Raw genomic sequence first — 19,060 nt, 5'->3', positions numbered from 1 at the left:
ATTTCTATCCTTTAACAGCTCCCATAGTGATTCCTTGTGTGAAGGATTTTTGGAAGATGAGGAAGACTGCCACAATTGGCACTGCAGCCAAAGCAGCTCCAGCCATAATTAGACCATAGTTGGTTGCCATTTCAGCCTGCATGGTCGCAACCCCGAGAGATATTGTCAGATTCTGTCTAGATGTCAACATAACCAACTGCATAAAGTAGTCGTTCCAAGTATTGATAAAGGTAAAAATAGCTAGAGCCGCAAAGCCCGGTTTGACAATCGGGAAAGCAACACTCCAGAAAGTCCGAATTTCGCCACAACCGTCGATTTTAGCAGACTCAAGAAGTTCTGTCGGAATGTTTTCACTGAACTGCTTCATTAGAAAAACTCCGAAAGGCCAGCCAACTAACGGTAAGATTACCGCAGCCAAGGTATCGTGAATTCCCATGAAATTCACAATACGCACTAGTGGTACCAGCACTACTTGCTTAGGCAAAGCCATGGCCGCAATGAAGATTGCAAAAAGAATCCGTTGACCATAGAACCGCTTCTTGGCCAAAACATATCCTGCCAAAGAAGAAGTGGCGCAGACCAGAAACATGGTCGCAAGCGAAATGAAAACACTATTCCACATCCATTGCATGGCTGGATTTTGCACCATCAATTGCTGAAAGTTTTCAACTGTTGGCATTTTTGGCCACCATTCTGGCGGAATGACAATCGTTGCTGGTTGAGATTTGAAAGCTCCTGTCAAAATCCAATAGAAAGGAAAGACAAAGAGGATGGTTAGTATGGCCAGAACAAAGCCTGATACCACCTTAAAAACATTCATTTTTTTAGTTTGCATCTTCTTTCTCCTTTCTCTAGTATTCTACATCGTTTCCAAGAATCTTGAATTGGGCGAAGCTGATGATGGCAATCATGACTGCTAAAAAGACTCCCATGGTATTAGCGTAGCCGTATTCAGATAACTTGAAGGCTTTTTCATACAGATAGTACATGAGCGTACTGGTTGAGTAATTAGGTCCGCCTGATGTCAAGAGCTGAATCAAGGCAAAACACTGGAATGAGTTAATTGTAGTAATGATAGCAATGTAAAGGGTTGTTGGAAGCAGGCTAGGCCATTTGATCTTCCAGAAGACTTGCATTTCTGTTGCACCATCCACTCGCGCAGCCTCAACTAGAGAATTGTCAATATTTCCCATAGCTGCGATATAGAGAATGATAGGTTGACCCACAGAAGTTGTTAAGAGAATAATGATAATCGCTAGCAATGCCCAATGTTTATCGCCAAGCCAAGAAATATTTTGATTGATGACATGACCTGACTTCAAAACAAAGTTCAAAATACCAGACAGCGGATCGTAGATCCATTTCCATACAACCGTCACAGCTACGCTCCCTGTAACAACTGGCAGGAAGAATACAAAACGGTAAAAGGAACGAGAGACAGCATTCATCTCATAAGTCTGCGAAGCCACAAACAAAGAGAAAAGAACTACAATCGGCACAGAGCCGACCACGATAATGACCGTATTAATCAGAGATTTCATAAAGACCGGATCTTTAAACATCCGAATATAATTATCAAATCCGACAAAAGTAAAGGAGGTCATCGTATAGTTAAAAAAACTAGTAACAAAACCCATAATCATAGGTGCCAAGACAAATACCGTGAAAAATATCAGAATTGGAGCTAAAAACGCGTATGATACTAGGGTTTCTTTCATTCTGATTTTATTGACTTTCACAATGAGGTACCCCTCTTTCAAGATTTTCTAACAAAATCCCCCTTTTTCTACTTCTAGAAACTGTCAACAGAAAAAGGGGAGGATTTCACATTTGCTTATTTTTTAGTAATTGTTTCGTTTGCTTTTTCTGTAAATGTCTTCAAAGCAGGTTCAACCTTTTCATCGCCATTGGATACAGATTGGAGCATTGGGAACCAAAGTGTTCTCATTTCCGCAAAGCCATCAATAGTGTTGTAATATGGTGAATAGTACTGAGTCCATCCACTGATGGTTTCCATACGTTTATCATCATAGAGTTTTCCAAACGAAGTACGAACTGGGAAAGCACCTGTACGAACTACATTCTTAGGTCCCCACTCCTTGTCATCAGCGATAAATTGGACGAATTTCTTAGAAGCTGCTACTTTCTTTTCATCTTTATTGTTAAAGACTGCAAATCCATTTACAAGATATTCAAGAGCTGGTTTGCCAGATTCTGATGGGAACGGTACTTCCACTACATCGACTTTGCTGGCTTCTAAAAGTTGTGCTTGAATACCGTTTTGAGAAGGAGCCCAAAGAAGAGTGTAGGATGTTTGGCCGTTAGCAAAGTTTTGAATATCTGCTCCACCATCATATTGAGAGCCGTTCATCATCAAACCGTCATTAATCCAGCCAACTGCTTTTTCCAGTCCTTTGACAAACTTAGGATCATCAGTTGTGTATTTGGTAACTTTTTCATCTGTAATAGATCCGCCGTAAAGATTAGCGATGAAGGCACGAGTTCCTTGGTCACCACCTTGACCATTACTAAAGAGGGAACCTGGAGTGTAGCCTTTATCTTTCAGAGCTTTCAGCACTTTTTCAAAATCAGATGTTGTCCAGCCTTCCTTGACAAGATTTGCTACACCGGCATCTTCCAACATTTTCTTATTGAAAGCCATATAGAATGGAGCAGAGCTGATAGGATACATGTAAGCTTTGTCTCCTGCCTTGCTAGCTTGGATAATGTTATCATTATTGACATCTTTGACAAAGTCATCAGTAAAGAGATCGTTCAAATCAGCTAATTTACCATTTTTTCCATACTGAATAATCCGACCTGGTGCATCAAACAAAACATCTGGTGCTGTGCCTGCTTCGATAGCTGTCGTAATCTTTTCAGGACCAGATTTAAAGTCAATAGTTTCTAGATTGACATGAATATCTGGGTTCGCTTTTTCAAAAGCTTCGATAATTGATTTTTCATAAGTTCCAACACCATCGTTGGCATTTTCCTGTGTGAAGACTGGGAAAGCCCACCAAGTAATCTCTGTTTTGCCAGAATTACTGCCAGAGCTAGCTGTTTTATCTGATCCGCCATTGTTTCCACAAGCTGCTAAAGAAACAATTGCAGCACCTGTCAATAACGATGCGAATAATTTTCCGAATTTCATATCCTTTTCTCCTTAAAAATGAATTTCTCTTGAATATGGCCCTTTTCTTTACAAAAACTGAAAGACTTATTTGTCTTTGTTTTTCCAGCTTCAAGCAAGAATTGGACTTGGTGATAGACATGGACCTGTTAGCCCTTCTTGTTTTACTGCTTCTTCAGAACAGTAAATAACTATTTTAGAATCTTAACTCGATAAATTCACTCCTTTTTAATAAATCTCTTTTTATAGATAGCGTTTTCATTTTTGTTTAAAATTCTTAAATTTCGATTCGTTCTTGACTATCAAAGTCAAATATATGAGCCTTAGGCATCTTAAAGGTAAAGCGAATCTTAGAGCCAGGCTCCAAATAGTTAGAAGCTTCCACTTTGGCCGAAAATTCTTGTACGCCAGCCTTACAATAGAGAACAGACTCGCTGCCTAGCAACTCAGAAACGGTAACTTCAGCATCTACAGTACTATCTGGAAAAGTATCTTCTACTATCAACTCAGCCGAGATATCCTCCGGTCGAATGCCCAGTATCACTTTCTTTCCTTGATAGCCTTTTTCTTCTAGGATTTTACGTTGACCGTCTGGAAGTCCTACAGCAAACCCTTGTCCATCTGTAAGCTGATTGCCCTCTAAGTTCACTTCAAAGAAATTCATAGCTGGACTGCCGATAAAACCTGCCACAAATTTATTGGCTGGTTCGTTATAAAGTTCCTGCGGCGTACCGATTTGCTCGATTCGACCGATAGTACCTGTTCCTGCTTCGTTCTTAGTAGCTGACATGATAACGATGCGGTCAGCCAAGGTCATGGCCTCGGTCTGGTCGTGGGTTACATAGATAGTCGTCGCTCCGATACGGCGGTGAATTTTTGCGATTTCTGCCCGCATGGACACGCGCAGTTTGGCATCCAAGTTAGACAAGGGCTCATCCATGAGGAAAACTTTGGCATCACGGACAATCGCCCGCCCCATAGCTACACGCTGGCGCTGACCACCCGACAGGTCGGCTGGTTTACGATCCAGCAGCTCTTTCAGCCCAAGGATTTCCGCCGCTTCCTGAACTCTTTTGTCAATATCAGCCTTGTCATACTTGCGAAGCTTGAGTCCGAATGCCATATTGTCATAAACAGTCATGTGAGGATAAAGAGCATAATTTTGGAAAACCATGGCGATATCCCGATCTTTAGGAGCAATGTCATTGACAAGGTTTTGATCAATATAGAGCTCCCCTTCTGTGATATCCTCAAGGCCTGCAATCATCCGCAAGGTTGTTGATTTCCCGCAACCAGAAGGTCCTACAAAAACGATAAACTCCTTATCCTTAATATCCAAATCAAAATTTTCAACAGAGTAAAAATCACTATTAGGATATTTTTTATATAGTTTATTTAGTGTTAAGGTTGTCATTCATCTACCTCACTTATTTTAATCCTGCAACAAAGCGCTCTGTAATTTCTTTAGGCCGAGTAATGGCTCCGCCGACAACGATGCCTCTTACACCCAAATCATGTATCTGCTTGGCTTGACTCGGATAGTGAATCTTTCCTTCCGCGATGACATCAAAGCCTGCTTGACACAAGCGGCGGATGAGCTCAATGTCCGGTCCGTCAACCTTGGGGCTATAGGAAGTGTAGCCCGATAAGGTCGTTCCGACAAAATCTACACCAGCTTCTACTGCAGCAGCAGCTTCCTCATAGGTGCTGATATCTGCCATCAATAGCTGATGAGGATATTTGGCCTTGACCTGCTTGATGAAATCCGCAACTGTCAAGCCATCATGGCGTTCCCGCTTAGTACAGTCCAAAGCTATCACTTCAATATCCAGAGCAGCCAACTCATCCACTTCCCGCATGGTAGCCGTGATAAAAGGCTCTTGTGGCGGATAGTCGCGTTTGATAATTCCGATGATGGGCAGAGAAGTTACTTCCTTGATCTCCCGAATATCGCGAACGCTATTAGCTCGAATACCGACAGCACCGCCCTGCTCAGCAGCCTTGACCAAGAGAGGGATGACTCCTCCAGCTTTAGTATAAAGCGGCTCCTGGGGCAAGGCTTGACAAGAAACAATGATGCCGTCTTTAATCTTGGCTATCAAGTCATCTTTTAGAATCTGTGACATGAATATACAATCTCCTTTCGTAAGACATCTGTCTGATCAGATAGTCTAACAACTATCTAGGACCTCAGGCGGAGTAGAGAAGAAGGCCGTAAACAAATATTTTTACTTCCTTATCCTAGACTCCATTTTTTAACTCGAGTATTTCATAATGTTATTATAAATAATTTTTAAAGCGCTTTCAATATTGTTTGAGATTTAGATTTTAGTTTCCGAATTTTCCAGAAAAACAGAAAATCCTGAAAGTACTTTTAGGATTTCGTTTTGTAGAAAAGCCAATTAAGGAGCAAGCGAACTTCTAAAAAAGATTCTTATTTCTATCTATACTCCCTCGGGCAAGTAAAAAGGGCTAGGCCATTGCCTAGCCCCAAAGGGGGGACGAATATTATCTCTCGGATTTAAAGTCCGAAATGAGACAAGGTCTTTTTATTTTGGTTCCGCAGAGCCAGTTAAAGACAGTATCACTGACATGGACATTCATAGTCTCATGCCCATACTCAGGCAGGAGATGATACTCCTTTTGTCCAGCCAAGCAGTTATAAATGGCAAACTGCGTGATAGGATAGCAAACATCATCCTCCAGACCAATAATCATTTTAACAGGACAGCTAATACGATGGGCCAGATTTTTCACGTCAATATAAGCAAGTGTCTGCAACAACTGTTCTTCTGTCTCATGAAAAGGATCATGGAATTTGAAATAACGAAAGAGCTCATCATAGGCTTCACTGGTATTGCCAATCTCCAAAACCCGTCTAAAGTCAGCAAGGAAGGGATAGATGGCTACAGTCTGCTTAATCCGAGAATTTAAAGCAGCCGCTACCAAGGCCAAGGCCCCACCCTGTGAACCTCCAAAACTAGACAAACGGTTTTCATCCACAAAGTCCAAACCAGCCACTAGCTCAACCAAGGTGTAAACATCCAGATAGACATCCTTGAAAAAAAGCTGATCCGGTCCATCTAGAGCCCCGCGTATAATATGTCCTTTAACAGTATTCCCGCGAACTTCTCTATTACCATCCAGTGAATAGCCTGACTGACCACGGACATCCATTAACACCACACCCCAGCCTGCTGCCGTATAGGCCAGCATATCAGCCCAATCCCAGCCCTGCCCCATATAACCATGAAAATGAAACAATACCGGAACTTTTTCTGATAACTTAGGCACAACTAGCTTAGCATAGATTAGTCCACCATTTCCAGTCTTGAAGGTTAGCTCGTAACAAGCTGCATATGCAATTCGAAAATCTTTTTCCAGCAACTGGTAGTCCTGAGGCACTTCCACCTCCGCCACTTGTTTATTCCAAAAGGTATCAAAATCGTCGGGCATTTCATCTCTTCCGTGATAATGTAACATTTCTTTAAGTAAAGTAGGGTTTTTCATGTCTTATCCTCCCAACGATTCTTGAAACCTCTTTCATCATACCATAGAAAGAGGAAGTTTTCAATAGATTAATATATAAATTTCCTGAAATTTTACCGATTCACTGCCTAAGAAGCTATATGAAGCAGGAGCAGCAAATAGAAGAAACTGAGACCTATGTTTAGGCCAGCTCCGTTAAGGCAGGGGCGTCCGATTCTCAGCTTTTCTACCAGTAAGATAGTCAGCAGACTGAGCGGCAAAGGCGTCAGCAGCCCCAGATAAGCAGGCAATATTGTCTGACCGGCAACTATTAGCAGTGAGTAAACGAGCCATCCTAGACCAGTCAGAGCGATAGCTGTCCGCCAAGTTATGTCTAGAAAGAGCACTGCTTCATTGATAAGCCCGCTGTCTTCGTCTGAGCAGACCTGTCCGTTGCTTCGTTTATAAGCCTTTTTACTGATGATCCCAACGTAGTAAAAGGCCACATGTGCCACCGGCGACAGGGCAAATCCAATTCCTAACAAGGCTATTGACAGGTAGGCCCACAAGCCCTTATTTGTCAAACCAAAGAGAGCATAAAGCGAGACTAACATAAGAGGAATTGAGAAGTTAGCTACCAGAGCGCCCAGACGCAGCCGACAGACAGATCCGGAAAGCATCAGCATAGCCAGATTCTTATTGCCAATCCGACTCTGCTCCGTAAAAGAGGCATAGCTTTCCTTGTCTACTTCAAAGCCAACCAACAGAATATCCCCCAATAACCAGCAAAGACCACTCAAAAGCCCAGCCCATAAAGATAAAAAAATCACATTACTCTCCTTTTTTCCATTGTCCCCTTATCTTAGCACAAAAGCTCACTCAATCACAAGTAGTCAGAAGGTTTACATCTTTTTACCCTAGCAAGCTCCTTTCGTTAAGAGACCTAGAGCTCACGTCACTCCTCTCCTCAGCATCAATGTCTCTAAGCTCAGCTTCGACCAGAGGTCTTGCCTAGCTAAGACACATAGAAATATCCCCTACCAAATGGCAGGGGATGACCGACAAACTGTCTTATTTTTTATTGAGGAAGCTACTCGTTTATTTGCGGCGTCCTGGGCGTTCCTTGTAGCCATAGTAAGCGTCTTCGATGATTTCCTGCATGTGGTCAACCATTGGAAGGCGTGGGTTGGCTGGAGAACATTGGTCTTCATAGGCAAGGAAGGCCAATTCGCGTGAATGTTCTTTCCATTCTTTTTCGTCAATACCTTGAGCCTTGAAGTTCATTTGGATACCTACGCGCTCACCTAGTTCGTAAACAGCTTTTGCGTAAGATTCAACCCCTTCTTCCGGAGTAGAAGCTGGGAGTCCAAGCATGCGTGCGATATCTTGGTATTTCTCATCCGCACGGTAGTAGTTGTACTTAGGCCATGTCGCTGTCTTAGCTGGACGTGTACCGTTGTAGCGGATTACGTATGGCAGCAAGATCGCATTTGTACGACCGTGGATTGTATGGAACTGAGCACCAATCTTATGGGCCATAGAGTGAGAAATTCCCAAGAAGGCATTGGCAAAGGCCATACCAGCGATAGTAGAGGCATTGTGCATCTTTTCACGAGAGTGGAAGTCAGCATTCTTAACAGAGCTTTCCAGATTTTCAAAGACTAGTTTGATCGCTTGGAGAGCCAAACCATCTGTAAAGTCGCTGGCCATCTGAGATACATAAGCTTCTGTTGCGTGAGTCAGTACGTCCATACCAGTGTCCGCTGCGACAAATCCTGGAACAGTCAGTACCAGAGCTGGGTCTACGATGGCTACAGTTGGAGTTAGAGAGTAGTCAGCGATTGGGTACTTGCGGTTGTTAGCTTTGTCAGAGATAACGGCAAACGGTGTTACTTCTGAACCTGTACCAGATGTTGTAGGGATTGCGATAAACTTAGTCTTCTTACCAAGCAATGGGAATTTGAAGGCACGTTTACGGATATCCATGAATTTTTGCACAAGGTCACGGAAGTCCACTTCTGGTTGCTCATAGAAGAGCCACATTACTTTAGCTGCGTCCATTGGCGAACCACCACCAAGCGCGATGATTGTATCAGGTTTGAAGGTACGCATAATCTCTGTACCACGTTCAACGGTTGTGATATCTGGATCTGGCTCTACGTCTGCAAAGATTTGGTAAACAACCTTATTCCGACGAAGATCAAGTTGTTCGATGATACGATCTAGGAAACCAAGCTCTACCATAGCATGGTCTGTTACGATCATGACACGTTCCACATCACGACATTTTTGCAGGTATTGGATAGAGTCACGCTCGAAGTAAGTTTTTGAAGGGAGTTTCATCCATTGCATATTATTTCTACGTCTTCCTACTTTTTTGATGTTCAAGAGATTCACAGCACTAACGTTATCACCAACTGAGTTGCGGCCATAAGATCCACATCCCAGAGTCAGTGATGGCAGGAAGGCATTATAAACATCACCGATACCGCCGAAAGTAGAAGGTGAGTTGCAAATAACACGGATAGCACGAACAGCCTTACCAAATTCCTTAGTCAACTCTTCATCCGCTGTATGGATAGCGGCTGAGTGACCAAGACCATGGAATTCTACCATTTGACGAGCTTTTTCAACACCGTCTTCACGGGATTCAGACTTGAGCACAGCAATGACAGGTGACAATTTTTCACGTGTCAATGGCTCTTTTTCACCAACTTCTTTACACTCTGCGGCCAAGATATTCGTATCTTCTGGCACGCTGAAGCCTGCTTGTTCTGCAATCCAAGTAGCTGGCTTACCAACGATATCCGGATTGAGCTTAGCACCAGCACAGTTCTTGCTGTTTGCCTTAGCACCGAAGCAGAATTCTTCCAACAGAGCTTTTTCTTTCTTATTTACAAAGTAAGTATGATAAGATTTGAACTCTTCTACAAATTCATCATAAACTTCCTTATCAATGATAACCGCTTGCTCAGAGGCACAGACCATACCATTGTCAAAGGACTTAGACATAACGATATCATGCGCTGCTTGACGGATATTAGCGGATTTTTCCACATAAGCTGGTACGTTTCCAGCACCAACCCCAAGAGCTGGCTTACCACAAGAGTAAGCTGCCTTCACCATTGCATTACCACCTGTCGCAAGGATTGTTGCAATCCCTTCGTGGTTCATGAGGGCAGAAGTTGCTTCCATAGATGGCGCTGTAATCCACTGTACACAGTTTTCAGGCGCACCTGCTGCAATCGCGGCATCACGCACGATTTGTGCTGCATGAGCAGAAGATTCATGAGCTGATGGGTGGAAAGCAAAGATAATCGGATTACGAGTCTTCAAGGAAATCAAAGATTTGAAAATCGCTGTTGAAGTCGGGTTGGTAGTCGGTGTGATACCGCAGACAACACCCACTGGCTCCGCAATCAGGGTCAAACCAGTTACATCATCTTCTTCAATAACGCCAACAGTCTTCGTATGGCGCATATTATTCACAACGTGTTCACAGGCGAAAAGGTTTTTCGTTGCCTTGTCTTCAAAAACTCCGCGGCCTGTTTCTTCATAAGCGTGCAGAGCCAACTCACCGTGGGCATCCAAAGCTGCTACAGAGGCCTTGGCTACGATGTAGTCCACCTGCTCCTGATTCAGCTTTCTCATTTCCTCTAGTGCAACCAAACCTTTTTGCACCAATTCATCGACATGCTTTTGCGCTGCCAAAGCTTTGTCTTCTTGTTCTACCGTTTTCTTCTTTTCAGCCATTCTATTCCTCCAATGGTTTTGCCTTAGGTTAGACGAAGAACACTAACCTTTGTTAAATATTTCACAATTTAATTATAACCTATTTAATGATTTTTGTAAACACTTTCACTTAACATTCACAAACTTTTCTCTATTAGTTTGTGAATGTTATAAAACAAGCACTGATTTATAAGATTATTTTTATCTATTTTGTGAAAAACTTTTTTAATTTTTTAGAGATTTCACATACTTTTGTTTTCACATAATATATGAAAGCGCTTTCCTTTGATTGGGCAAAAAAGCTCGGATGAACCGAGCTGATCTTTTATGGTTTCACATTACCTGAATTGGCTTCATCTATAGCTTGCTTAATGGTATTGGCATAAAGGGTTCCCCCTTCAATGATGGACTCTGAGTTCGATCCAAAGTGGACATAGTCTGTTCCTTCCCAAATCTGCGGATTTTCGATAGCAGTTTGATGCCAGTCAGCTACAAAGACATAGTCGTACTTCTTGGCTAATTCCAGCTCATACTCCCTCTGCTGAGCCAAGACGCCACCCTCTGAGCGACCGTCATAAGGAGTCACGAGAATCAGCTGATGCCCCTTAGGCAGGCTGGAAACATACTCATCCAAAAGTTCATTCGAGTAACCGGACGAATTGGTTCCAAGAGCCAAGACAACCTGCTTCTTCAGCACTCTATTAGCAATATCTGTCTTATAGACCTCCAAGCCTGTGCTCAGACTGCGACTAACAACAGTATCTAGCTCAATTCCTGGCAAGATCTGCTGCAATTGATCGCTAGAGCGTAGGGCAACCGAGTCACCAATCATGGTAATCCCGTCCGCCACATTGTACTCAGTCGCCTTGGACTGATCAACCTGACTGCGAGTTGTCTGCATCTTAGTGTCAGCTTGATTCAGAGCGTTGACAATCAAACTTTCCTCAAAAGCTCCTACCTTTGGTGCTGTCACCGAGATGAAGAACATAATCAAAGTCAGCGGAATCATACTGTAAAAGATTGGTCTGGTGAGAGATGACAGATCCATCTTGGTTCCCATGATAACTGGCTGACGACCAGCAAGAGTTGGCTCCAAGATATAGAAAGACAAGGCTGCAAAAGTAAGAGACAGCAGCGTGGTCAAGAGAACAGCCAAACCATTACTCATCAGCTGGGTAAAGATAATATAGAATGGCCAGTGGAAGAGATAAACACCATAGCTAGTATCTGCGATAAAGTTGATAAGGCTAGGCTCCTTCACATCAGGAAGCTTGTCATGCAGCATCCTAGCAGCCAAAATCATCAGGCAGGCCAAGATAGTCGAAGTTAAGAACCCTACTAGATAGGTCCAAAGATTGTCAAACTTGAGCAGGAAGCTGAGCAAAAGCAAAATAGCTGCACTGCCCCCCATAATTCCTAGTACTTGCTTGAGAGCCAGCTTTTGCTCCAGCATCTTAAAGCGACTGCTGACATGGCCGACTCCAGACAAGGTAGCTAAGATACTTCCCGCAAAGAAAGGAAAGACGTGGGTCAAACTTGAAAAATAAATGTCAGAGTAATTCTTAGTGGTCAAAGCGCCAGCAAACATTGATACAAAGCTGACCAAAAAGAGACCTGCAGAAAGCAGCGCAATCATACCGCGATAGCGGGCCGTTGACTTAGCAACCTTGCCCAAGCCCCAAGCAGCCAAACCCCAAAGAACATAATAGTGCACTTCTAAAGCCAGACTCCAAGTATGGATCAAGATGTGCGGTACAAACTGACTCTCATAACTGCCGCCAGACAGCATTTCATAAAAGTTGGTCACAAAGCCCAAGGCAGCCGCAATCTGCGTCCCAATCCCAGCCACAAAATCCTTACGAATCAAGAGGGTAAAGGGCATAATGACCAAAATCATAAAGACCAGAGGCGGTACAATCCGATAAAAACGCCGTTTGAAAAAGCCTTGGATATCGATTTCTTTCTTCTTGGCAAACTCGTCAATAAGCAGAGCGGTAATCAAGAAGCCAGAAAAGGTAAAGAAGATATCCACGCCAATAAAACCGCCAGGGAAAACGCCCTGGAAGTAATGATAAAGCAGAACTAGAAGCAGCCCCGTAATCCTGACGAGCGAAAACCATTTAATGCGCATTTTGATAAATTCCTTGTTTAAACGTTCCTTCATAAACGACATTGCCTTCTGTCGTTAGCTTTCCTTGTCCATCGGCCTGACCCTTGCTGAAGTCTCCTTCATATTTCCAGCCAGCCTGCGAGGTAAAGGTCCCTTTGCCGTCAAAGATGCCATTGCGAAATTGACCGCTATAACTGTCCCCATTTTGAAAAGTCATAGTCCCCTGACCGTTCATCTTCCCGCGAACCAAGGTCCCGTCATACTTGATCTTGCCCTGATCCAGCGTTAAAACGCCCTTACCAGGAACCCCCGAAGTAAAGACCAGAATAGCTGACAGTACAATGACCGTTACAGCCAAGAGTTCTAAATTCTGCCGGGTCAGATAGACCTTGTATTTATCGTAAAATTCTTTTACTTTATCCATATTCCTATCCATCCAAACGCTCTAGCCACTTCTTGCAGCCAGCCAAGACCAAATCATAGGTTTGGTCAAAATCTCCTGTGTACCAAGGATCCGGCACACTTTCTTCTTCAAACTGATAAATTTTATGCTGAAAATCCTCAGGCGCCATCCGTTTCAAATCTCGGACATTGCTTTCATCCATACCGATGACGTAGTCAAAATCCGCAAAATCAGCTGCCGAAATCTGCTGAGAAGTCTTGTTCCTATCATAAGAAATGGCATATTTCTTAAAAATAGCCTGTGTTCCCCGATGAATGGGATTGCCGTGCTCCCAGCTTGAAGTTGCTCGGCTCTCGATTTTCAGCTGGTCTGTTAAACTCTTCATGACAAACTCTGCCATTGGACTGCGGCAGATATTGCCCAAACATACAAATACAATTTTCTTCATACAATACCTCGCTATCTATTATAACAAAATAATGGCAAAAACTAGCCCTGAATCGTTTACAGTTTCCTGATTCTCGTTGAAAACTGGCAAGCCCTGCCCCTCTCATGTCTGAAAATAGCAAAAAACCACCGTTTGGTGGCTTTTTGTAGGGAGATTATTTTTTAAAAAGAAAAAAGTTTTAGGAGTTAAGTTAATTTCTTAACTTGGTTATAGTATAATATCCATTCCTTAAAACTTCCTTAAAATAACTTAAACATTTTACTCTTATCTTGTACTTATTTATTGGGATAGTGGCATTCCAGCTGCGGCCAGCGTTTCTGCCAATTCTTCTTAGCCAAGCGTTCAGCATAGACACGCTGGCGCTCCTTATTTTCAAGAAAATGAGGAGTCGGTCTGACCTGAAAGTTTAAGATATCCTCCAAACCATAGGGAGCAAAAAGTTCCAGTTTATCATTTGCCAGCAAGCGCAGTCCGATAGCCGTGCAGCGCTCAGGATACTTACTCATGGCTTCGCAAGCATTTTTATAAGGTGCCGTTCCAGGACTATGGCGGTGCATATAGGCTTGATTTCTCAGCTCCCATCGATACTGTGGCCAGTCTGACTTGAGCTTGGCTTCCAGCTCTATCGTCTCTGCCTCGGCATAACTCGGATCAAAGAAAATGACATCTACATCCGTCTCTGAGTCAAAACCTGGTCGCTCTGACAGCATATTCCAGATAAAATTCCTCACACATCCAGCCGCTAACCAAGAATCCTTGAGCTCCAGACTGCGAATAATTTCCAAAATCGCTCGGATGTCTGGATCTTGACCTAGTCGGTCTAAAATCTCCTTTTCTGTCATCATTCCTTCATATACTCATATCCTAGATGCTCATAGGCTTTACGAGTCGCCACGCGCCCAGTCCGTGTCCGCATGACAAAGCCTTTCTGAATCAGATAAGGCTCATACATGTCCTCCACTGTTTCGCGCTCCTCGGCAATATTGACCGAGAGGGTCCCCAGCCCCACTGGACCGCCACCGTAGACCTCAATCATAGTTTTCAAAATCTTCTGGTCCACATAGTCCAGCCCTTCCTGGTCCACATCCAGCATAGAGAGAGCCTGGTCGGTTATCTTATCATCAATCAGGCCATTGCCCACAATCTGCGCGTAGTCCCGAACCCGCTTGAGCAAACGGTTGGCAATCCGCGGTGTGCCTCGGCTACGCAGAGCCAGATCCTTAGCAGCCTCGTGGGTAATATCCATCTCAAAAATCTCTGCCGTCCTCTCGACAATTTCTGTCAGGTCGCCAGCTTCATAATACTCCATGTGACCAGTAATTCCAAAGCGAGCCCGCAGAGGATTGGACAGCATACCTGCCCGAGTGGTCGCCCCAATCAGAGTGAAAGGCGGCAAATCCAGATGGACACTGCGACTGGTCTCGCCTGAGCCAATCATAATGTCGATGTAAAAGTCTTCCATAGCGCTGTACAGCACTTCCTCTACTGCCATTGGCAAGCGGTGAATCTCATCTATAAAGAGGACATCACCCGGCTCAAGGTCATTTAAGATCGCAACCAAATCACCAGACTTCTCAATCACCGGACCTGAAGTTTGCTTGAGATTTACGCCTAGTTCATTGGCAATGACAAAGGCCATGGTCGTCTTCCCCAGACCTGGAGGGCCAAAAAGCAGGGTGTGATCCAGCGCCTCATCCCTTAGCTTAGCCGCTTCAATAAAAATCTTCAGCTGATTCTTGACCTTGTCCTGACCGATATACTCCTGTAAATACTGGGGACGCAAGGTGCGCTCCACCAATTCTTCATCACCCATTAATTCATTATCTAAAATTCTACTCATAGAACTATTATAGCAGAAAATAAAGCCGAGGAAGCAAATCTAATTCGCGTCTGAACACAAAAAAGACCACCGGATTGGGTGGCCTTTATGGGAGATTATTATGAAAAAGTTTAGGATTTCTATCAAATAAAGTTAGGAGGTCTTCATTTGATATTCATAGTATACTGTCCCTAACTTAAAGAAACCTTAACTTTGTATAACGTATCCTTTAAAATTTAACATTTGAGTTACAATCCGATAAACTTCCTGTCTTATTCTAAAATTTGAGCAAAAAAAGACCACCGGATTGGGTGGCCTTTATGGGAGATTATTATGAAAAAGTTTAGGATTATCAAACAAAGTTAGGGGGCTTCATTTGATAAAAATAAGTATAGCAGCCTTAGCTTAAGAAAAACTTAAAGTAAAATTCAGTTAGCAAAAAAGATTTTGCTTTTGATTGTGGAGGCTTTTTCCTTGCTTAAGATTAGCTACTTATGAAAACATAGTCTCTGAAAACTGGACAAAGAAAAACGGCAGAAGGAGGTACTGCCGTTTTTTGTGCTCTTTCGCGATTGTTTCTTTATAATGTTACTGGTACATCAGCAAAATACACTGTTCTGCTGGTAAAAATCTGAACGGCCTTGAGAATGACATCTGACTGCTGGCTGCTGTGAATGGCATCCGGCAGAGCCTGGGCTTCCAGAGCCAAGCCATTATGCTGAATCATAGGCTGGCCGTCAAATTGAACCGAATCATCCACGCAATTCGCTGAATAAATTACTAGGCAGGGCGCCTGAGTCTGAATGGTCAGACGGCGACCCGATCTTGGATGATAGAGCGTCCCTGCCTGATCTCGGCTTGGGTTTAGAGCAAACGGATGATCCAAGCCAGATACCAGTTGGATTTGCTCATCGGTCGCATCGAAAATTTCTTTGAGGGAAGCGCCCTTGGTCAGCTTCTTAACAAAGTCGCGCTCTGCATCAGCCTTTTTTTCAGGAAGGCCGTCAGCTGCGATAGGATAGACACCACCAGTATTGAGCTGCAGGATATGGTCATCGATGGGCTGATTGAAACGACCAGACAGGTTGAAATAGCTGTGGTTGGTCGGATTGACCAAGGTATCCTGATCTGTCTGGACCTGATAGGAGATTTCCAGCTCGCCCTTCTCTGTCAGGGTATAGGAAACCCAGATTTTCAGATTGCCAGGAAAGCCGCCAGTTCCGTCAGTCCGCTCTGCGTAAAAGATAAGTCCGTCATTACTGACTTCCTCTACTTCAAAAACTGCATTGTCCCAGCCGCTGGATCCACTATGGTTACAGTTTAGGCCATTATTGGCCTCTAGCTTAAAGGTCTGGCCATTCAGCTCAAAAGTTGCACCAGCAATACGCCCAGCGACTGGACCAATACTGGCTCCGTGCTTGGGACTGTTTCCAATATAATCCTCAAACCGATTAAACCCGACGACGATATTGTCAAAGTGATTATCCTTATCAGGAGTAACATACTGGACGACAGTTGCTCCGTAGTTCATGACTGTTAGACGATAACCTCGATCGTTTTCAAAAGTGTAAGCTAGAATCTCTTGACTTCCCAGCTTTCCAAAAATGGATTCTCGGTAAGATTTCATACCAAACCTCTTTTATCTATCCTATTAAAAATCACGAACTTGCCAAGTCCTGTCTTCAAAAGGCAGGTCAAGCTTGTCCACCCAAGACACTGCTGTTTGGCGCAAGACTTGATTAAGATCCTCGATATTCTGACGGCCTGTCTCGTCCAGCCACGCTTGAGCTGCTGCAGCTCCCTCTTGGGCAAAGACAGAAACCGTATCCTTCCAGGTAGCCCGTCCGCACAGAACTCCGTTAAACTGTGAACCCGCTTCATGGGCTAGCCGCAGCGTTTCTTGGAAAAGCTTGGCACTGACACCAGCGCTGAGGAAGATAAAAGGCAAGTGCGTCGCATCTGACTGTTCTTTAAAGAAAGCTTGGGCTTCCGTCACGCTGTAGACTGGCTCGACTCCTTCTTTGGTGAAGCCCTCGACAAAGTTCATATTGACCGGCACTTCAACCTTTAAGACATCTACATGATAACGGGGATCTGAAAAGAACTTGACTGCCTCGTTGACCTTGTGCGGCTTAAGCTTGGCATAGTTAGCATCCAAAACACTGTCACTCTTAGCATCATAGGTCAAAATCTCCAGAAAATAGGGAATGTCCTCAGCTAAGCATTCACTGCCCACGCGCTCAACCCAGGTCTGCTTGATGTCGTTGATTTCTGGTTTGTCGTCCACATCATAGTAAATCAAGACCTTGACGGCATCTGCGCCCATGTCTCGGATGCGACTAGCTGACCAGTTTGGCAGCAAGTCCGGCAAGCGGCCCTCCGCTGTCGCATCATAGCCAGTCTTCTCATAGGCTACTATTAGCCCGCAGGAAGCATCCCGCAGCTCCGCTGCCGGCAGACCGAACTCCGGATCCAGCAGGATGGAGCTGGCATAGGGCGTCAGCTGACTAGAGATTAATTCTTTAAACTGAACCAGAGCTTGATCACCAGATGGCGCATCTTCTCCGCTGGCCAGCATTTTCTTGAGCGATCCACGCTGGTCAATGGCTAAAGCCCCGATAATCCCCTGCTCGTCTGATAGTTTTTTCAAATGGCTCACTTTTTTGTGGCTGATTTTTAATTTCTCCATAACTTTTCCTTTTCTTACTGCCCAAGAGGGTGAATGATAACCCCCTGTACTACGCGATTGACCGTGCCTGTCGGAGATGGTGTATCTGGACGGTTCTTGACCTTGAGCGAGGACAAGAGGGCAAAGAGCTGAGCGTAAACGATGTAAGGGAAGATGCGATAGCTATCTCCCAGAGGCTCTTGGGTACTTAGCACTACTTGCTCGACTCCTTCCAACTGCTCCTCCCGGTCAGTCAGCAAGACTAGTCTGCGAACAATCCCGTCACCAGCCACTTCCCGCACCAAGTCCAAATCATAAGCCTTGGTATAGGTATCTGCCGAACCAAAGACCAGAACGACTGTGTCTTGGTTAATCAGCGACTTAGGTCCATGTCGGAAACCGACTGGGCTTTCGTACATAGTCGCAATCTGACCGGCTGTCAGCTCTAAAATCTTAAGCTGGGCTTCATGTGCTAAACCAAAGAAAGGCCCTGCTCCCAGATAAATGACCCGACTGAAATCCAAATCAACCAGCTGCTGCACATCTACAACGCGTTCTAAAACATCTTGACTGAGCTGAAGCAGAGCCGCAACCTTGGCTTCCTTCTGAGCTAGATCAGCTCGGTCAAAGACCAAAAGGGCTGTCAGCATCATGGAGCTGAAGCTAGAGGTCATGGCAAAGCCAGCATCATTAGAAGCTTCTGGTTGCAGGAGCAAAAGATTCTTTTCATCACCTTGGGCCTGCTGAGCCAGCTTGCCCTGGGCAGCACAAGTAATGGTAATCTGGTACAAGTCATCCACCAGCTGCTTGGCCAAGTCCACAGTCGCTACACTTTCTGGGGAATTTCCGCTGCGGGCAAAGGAAACTAACACTGTCGGCACTTTTCTTTTCAGATGTACCAAGGGGTTGGCCACGATATCTGTCGTCGCGATGGCATTGAAATTCCATTTGCGCTCATCATAAATCTGCCTGAAATAAGGCGTCAAGGTATCTCCGACGTAGGCTGATGAGCCGGCTCCAGCAAAAATGACCTTGATGTAGTCATGTTTGTCCTCGATTTTTTTCAGAAAAGCAGCGATGTCTGCGGCCTGAGCCTTGTAATGTTCAAAGGCTTCCTGCCAAACCTCAGGCTGCTGATAGATTTCTCTCGTTGTGATGTCAGCCCCCAGACGCTGCAATTCTTCCTGTGAATAATCTAACATTTTCTTTCTCATTCCTTTCCATTATTTGAAAAAAGAGGGAGCGAAACAGAAATCCAGAAAATCTAAGATTTTCGGCT

The 19,060-nt window shown here is 44.2% G+C and carries 16 protein-coding genes; all 16 read right to left on the bottom strand.

Translation table 11 applies throughout. The annotated features are described in order from the left end of the window. Positions 1-4: 4 nt before the first annotated feature. Positions 5-835, bottom strand: a complete 831-nt coding sequence (locus HMPREF9389_RS08095; RefSeq protein WP_002905745.1) for a carbohydrate ABC transporter permease — start codon at positions 833-835, stop codon at positions 5-7. Between the two features lie 16 nt (positions 836-851). Continuing rightward, entirely contained in the window at positions 852-1,739 is an 888-nt protein-coding gene (locus HMPREF9389_RS08100; RefSeq protein WP_032906291.1) for a carbohydrate ABC transporter permease, read from the bottom strand. A gap of 95 nt (positions 1,740-1,834) precedes the next feature. Continuing rightward, positions 1,835-3,154, bottom strand: coding sequence for an ABC transporter substrate-binding protein (locus HMPREF9389_RS08105; protein ID WP_002922735.1), 1,320 nt, complete (start codon positions 3,152-3,154; stop codon positions 1,835-1,837). A gap of 256 nt (positions 3,155-3,410) precedes the next feature. After that, positions 3,411-4,547: an ABC transporter ATP-binding protein gene (locus HMPREF9389_RS08110; RefSeq protein ID WP_002928720.1), complete on the bottom strand. Its 1,137-nt coding sequence runs from the start codon at positions 4,545-4,547 to the stop codon at positions 3,411-3,413. Between the two features lie 13 nt (positions 4,548-4,560). Continuing rightward, positions 4,561-5,259, bottom strand: a complete 699-nt coding sequence (locus HMPREF9389_RS08115) for an N-acetylmannosamine-6-phosphate 2-epimerase (protein WP_002928718.1) — start codon at positions 5,257-5,259, stop codon at positions 4,561-4,563. A 382-nt stretch (positions 5,260-5,641) separates the two neighbouring features. Continuing rightward, complete coding sequence (locus HMPREF9389_RS08120; protein ID WP_002928717.1) at positions 5,642-6,643, bottom strand: acetylxylan esterase; 1,002 nt, start codon at positions 6,641-6,643, stop codon at positions 5,642-5,644. A gap of 107 nt (positions 6,644-6,750) precedes the next feature. Continuing rightward, positions 6,751-7,431, bottom strand: a complete 681-nt coding sequence (locus tag HMPREF9389_RS08125; RefSeq protein WP_002928716.1) for a DUF6796 family protein — start codon at positions 7,429-7,431, stop codon at positions 6,751-6,753. A gap of 268 nt (positions 7,432-7,699) precedes the next feature. Further along, positions 7,700-10,354 (bottom strand): bifunctional acetaldehyde-CoA/alcohol dehydrogenase, encoded by a 2,655-nt coding sequence (gene adhE, locus HMPREF9389_RS08130; RefSeq protein WP_002928713.1) that lies wholly within the window; start codon positions 10,352-10,354, stop codon positions 7,700-7,702. A 304-nt stretch (positions 10,355-10,658) separates the two neighbouring features. Beyond that, positions 10,659-12,464 (bottom strand): acyltransferase family protein, encoded by a 1,806-nt coding sequence (locus tag HMPREF9389_RS08135; protein WP_032906289.1) that lies wholly within the window; start codon positions 12,462-12,464, stop codon positions 10,659-10,661. Next, complete coding sequence (locus HMPREF9389_RS08140; protein ID WP_002928709.1) at positions 12,454-12,879, bottom strand: MORN repeat-containing protein; 426 nt, start codon at positions 12,877-12,879, stop codon at positions 12,454-12,456. The genes HMPREF9389_RS08135 and HMPREF9389_RS08140 overlap by 11 nt, the downstream gene beginning before the upstream one ends. After that, positions 12,872-13,294 carry a low molecular weight protein-tyrosine-phosphatase gene (locus tag HMPREF9389_RS08145; RefSeq protein WP_002928707.1) on the bottom strand — a complete coding sequence of 141 codons (423 nt, stop codon included), beginning with the start codon at positions 13,292-13,294 and terminating at the stop codon, positions 12,872-12,874. The genes HMPREF9389_RS08140 and HMPREF9389_RS08145 overlap by 8 nt, the downstream gene beginning before the upstream one ends. A 275-nt stretch (positions 13,295-13,569) precedes the next feature. Next, positions 13,570-14,139, bottom strand: a complete 570-nt coding sequence (locus HMPREF9389_RS08150) for a nucleotidyltransferase family protein (RefSeq protein ID WP_002928706.1) — start codon at positions 14,137-14,139, stop codon at positions 13,570-13,572. Then, a complete protein-coding gene (gene ruvB, locus HMPREF9389_RS08155) occupies positions 14,136-15,134 on the bottom strand; it encodes a Holliday junction branch migration DNA helicase RuvB (RefSeq protein ID WP_002928705.1) in 999 nt (332 codons plus the stop codon). Before ruvB ends, HMPREF9389_RS08150 begins: the two co-directional genes overlap by 4 nt. 559 nt (positions 15,135-15,693) lie before the next feature. Then, a complete protein-coding gene (locus HMPREF9389_RS08160; protein ID WP_002928704.1) occupies positions 15,694-16,740 on the bottom strand; it encodes an aldose epimerase family protein in 1,047 nt (348 codons plus the stop codon). 24 nt (positions 16,741-16,764) lie between these two features. Further along, positions 16,765-17,802 (bottom strand): tagatose-bisphosphate aldolase, encoded by a 1,038-nt coding sequence (gene lacD, locus HMPREF9389_RS08165; protein ID WP_002928703.1) that lies wholly within the window; start codon positions 17,800-17,802, stop codon positions 16,765-16,767. A 14-nt stretch (positions 17,803-17,816) separates the two neighbouring features. After that, entirely contained in the window at positions 17,817-18,995 is a 1,179-nt protein-coding gene (locus HMPREF9389_RS08170) for an SIS domain-containing protein (protein ID WP_002928702.1), read from the bottom strand. Between the last annotated feature and the right edge of the window lie 65 nt (positions 18,996-19,060).

Origin of the sequence: Streptococcus sanguinis SK355 (assembly GCF_000212855.1) — a bacterium.
In the GTDB taxonomy this organism is placed as follows: Bacteria; Bacillota; Bacilli; order Lactobacillales; family Streptococcaceae; genus Streptococcus; species Streptococcus sanguinis_A.
This window is presented reverse-complemented; position numbering and strand designations above follow the sequence as displayed.

Excerpts from the sequence above, each read along its gene's own strand:
- HMPREF9389_RS08095 (WP_002905745.1), bottom strand. The coding sequence starts at position 835 with ATGCAAACTAAAAAAATGAATGTTTTTAAGGTGGTATCAGGCTTTGTT.
- HMPREF9389_RS08105 (WP_002922735.1), bottom strand. The coding sequence starts at position 3,154 with ATGAAATTCGGAAAATTATTCGCATCGTTATTGACAGGTGCTGCAATT.
- HMPREF9389_RS08110 (WP_002928720.1), bottom strand. The coding sequence starts at position 4,547 with ATGACAACCTTAACACTAAATAAACTATATAAAAAATATCCTAATAGT.
- HMPREF9389_RS08115 (WP_002928718.1), bottom strand. The coding sequence starts at position 5,259 with ATGTCACAGATTCTAAAAGATGACTTGATAGCCAAGATTAAAGACGGC.
- HMPREF9389_RS08120 (WP_002928717.1), bottom strand. The coding sequence starts at position 6,643 with ATGAAAAACCCTACTTTACTTAAAGAAATGTTACATTATCACGGAAGA.
- adhE (WP_002928713.1), bottom strand. The coding sequence starts at position 10,354 with ATGGCTGAAAAGAAGAAAACGGTAGAACAAGAAGACAAAGCTTTGGCA.
- HMPREF9389_RS08135 (WP_032906289.1), bottom strand. The coding sequence starts at position 12,464 with ATGCGCATTAAATGGTTTTCGCTCGTCAGGATTACGGGGCTGCTTCTA.
- HMPREF9389_RS08140 (WP_002928709.1), bottom strand. The coding sequence starts at position 12,879 with ATGGATAGGAATATGGATAAAGTAAAAGAATTTTACGATAAATACAAG.
- HMPREF9389_RS08145 (WP_002928707.1), bottom strand. The coding sequence starts at position 13,294 with ATGAAGAAAATTGTATTTGTATGTTTGGGCAATATCTGCCGCAGTCCA.
- HMPREF9389_RS08150 (WP_002928706.1), bottom strand. The coding sequence starts at position 14,139 with ATGATGACAGAAAAGGAGATTTTAGACCGACTAGGTCAAGATCCAGAC.
- ruvB (WP_002928705.1), bottom strand. The coding sequence starts at position 15,134 with ATGAGTAGAATTTTAGATAATGAATTAATGGGTGATGAAGAATTGGTG.
- HMPREF9389_RS08160 (WP_002928704.1), bottom strand. The coding sequence starts at position 16,740 with ATGAAATCTTACCGAGAATCCATTTTTGGAAAGCTGGGAAGTCAAGAG.
- lacD (WP_002928703.1), bottom strand. The coding sequence starts at position 17,802 with ATGGAGAAATTAAAAATCAGCCACAAAAAAGTGAGCCATTTGAAAAAA.
- HMPREF9389_RS08170 (WP_002928702.1), bottom strand. The coding sequence starts at position 18,995 with ATGAGAAAGAAAATGTTAGATTATTCACAGGAAGAATTGCAGCGTCTG.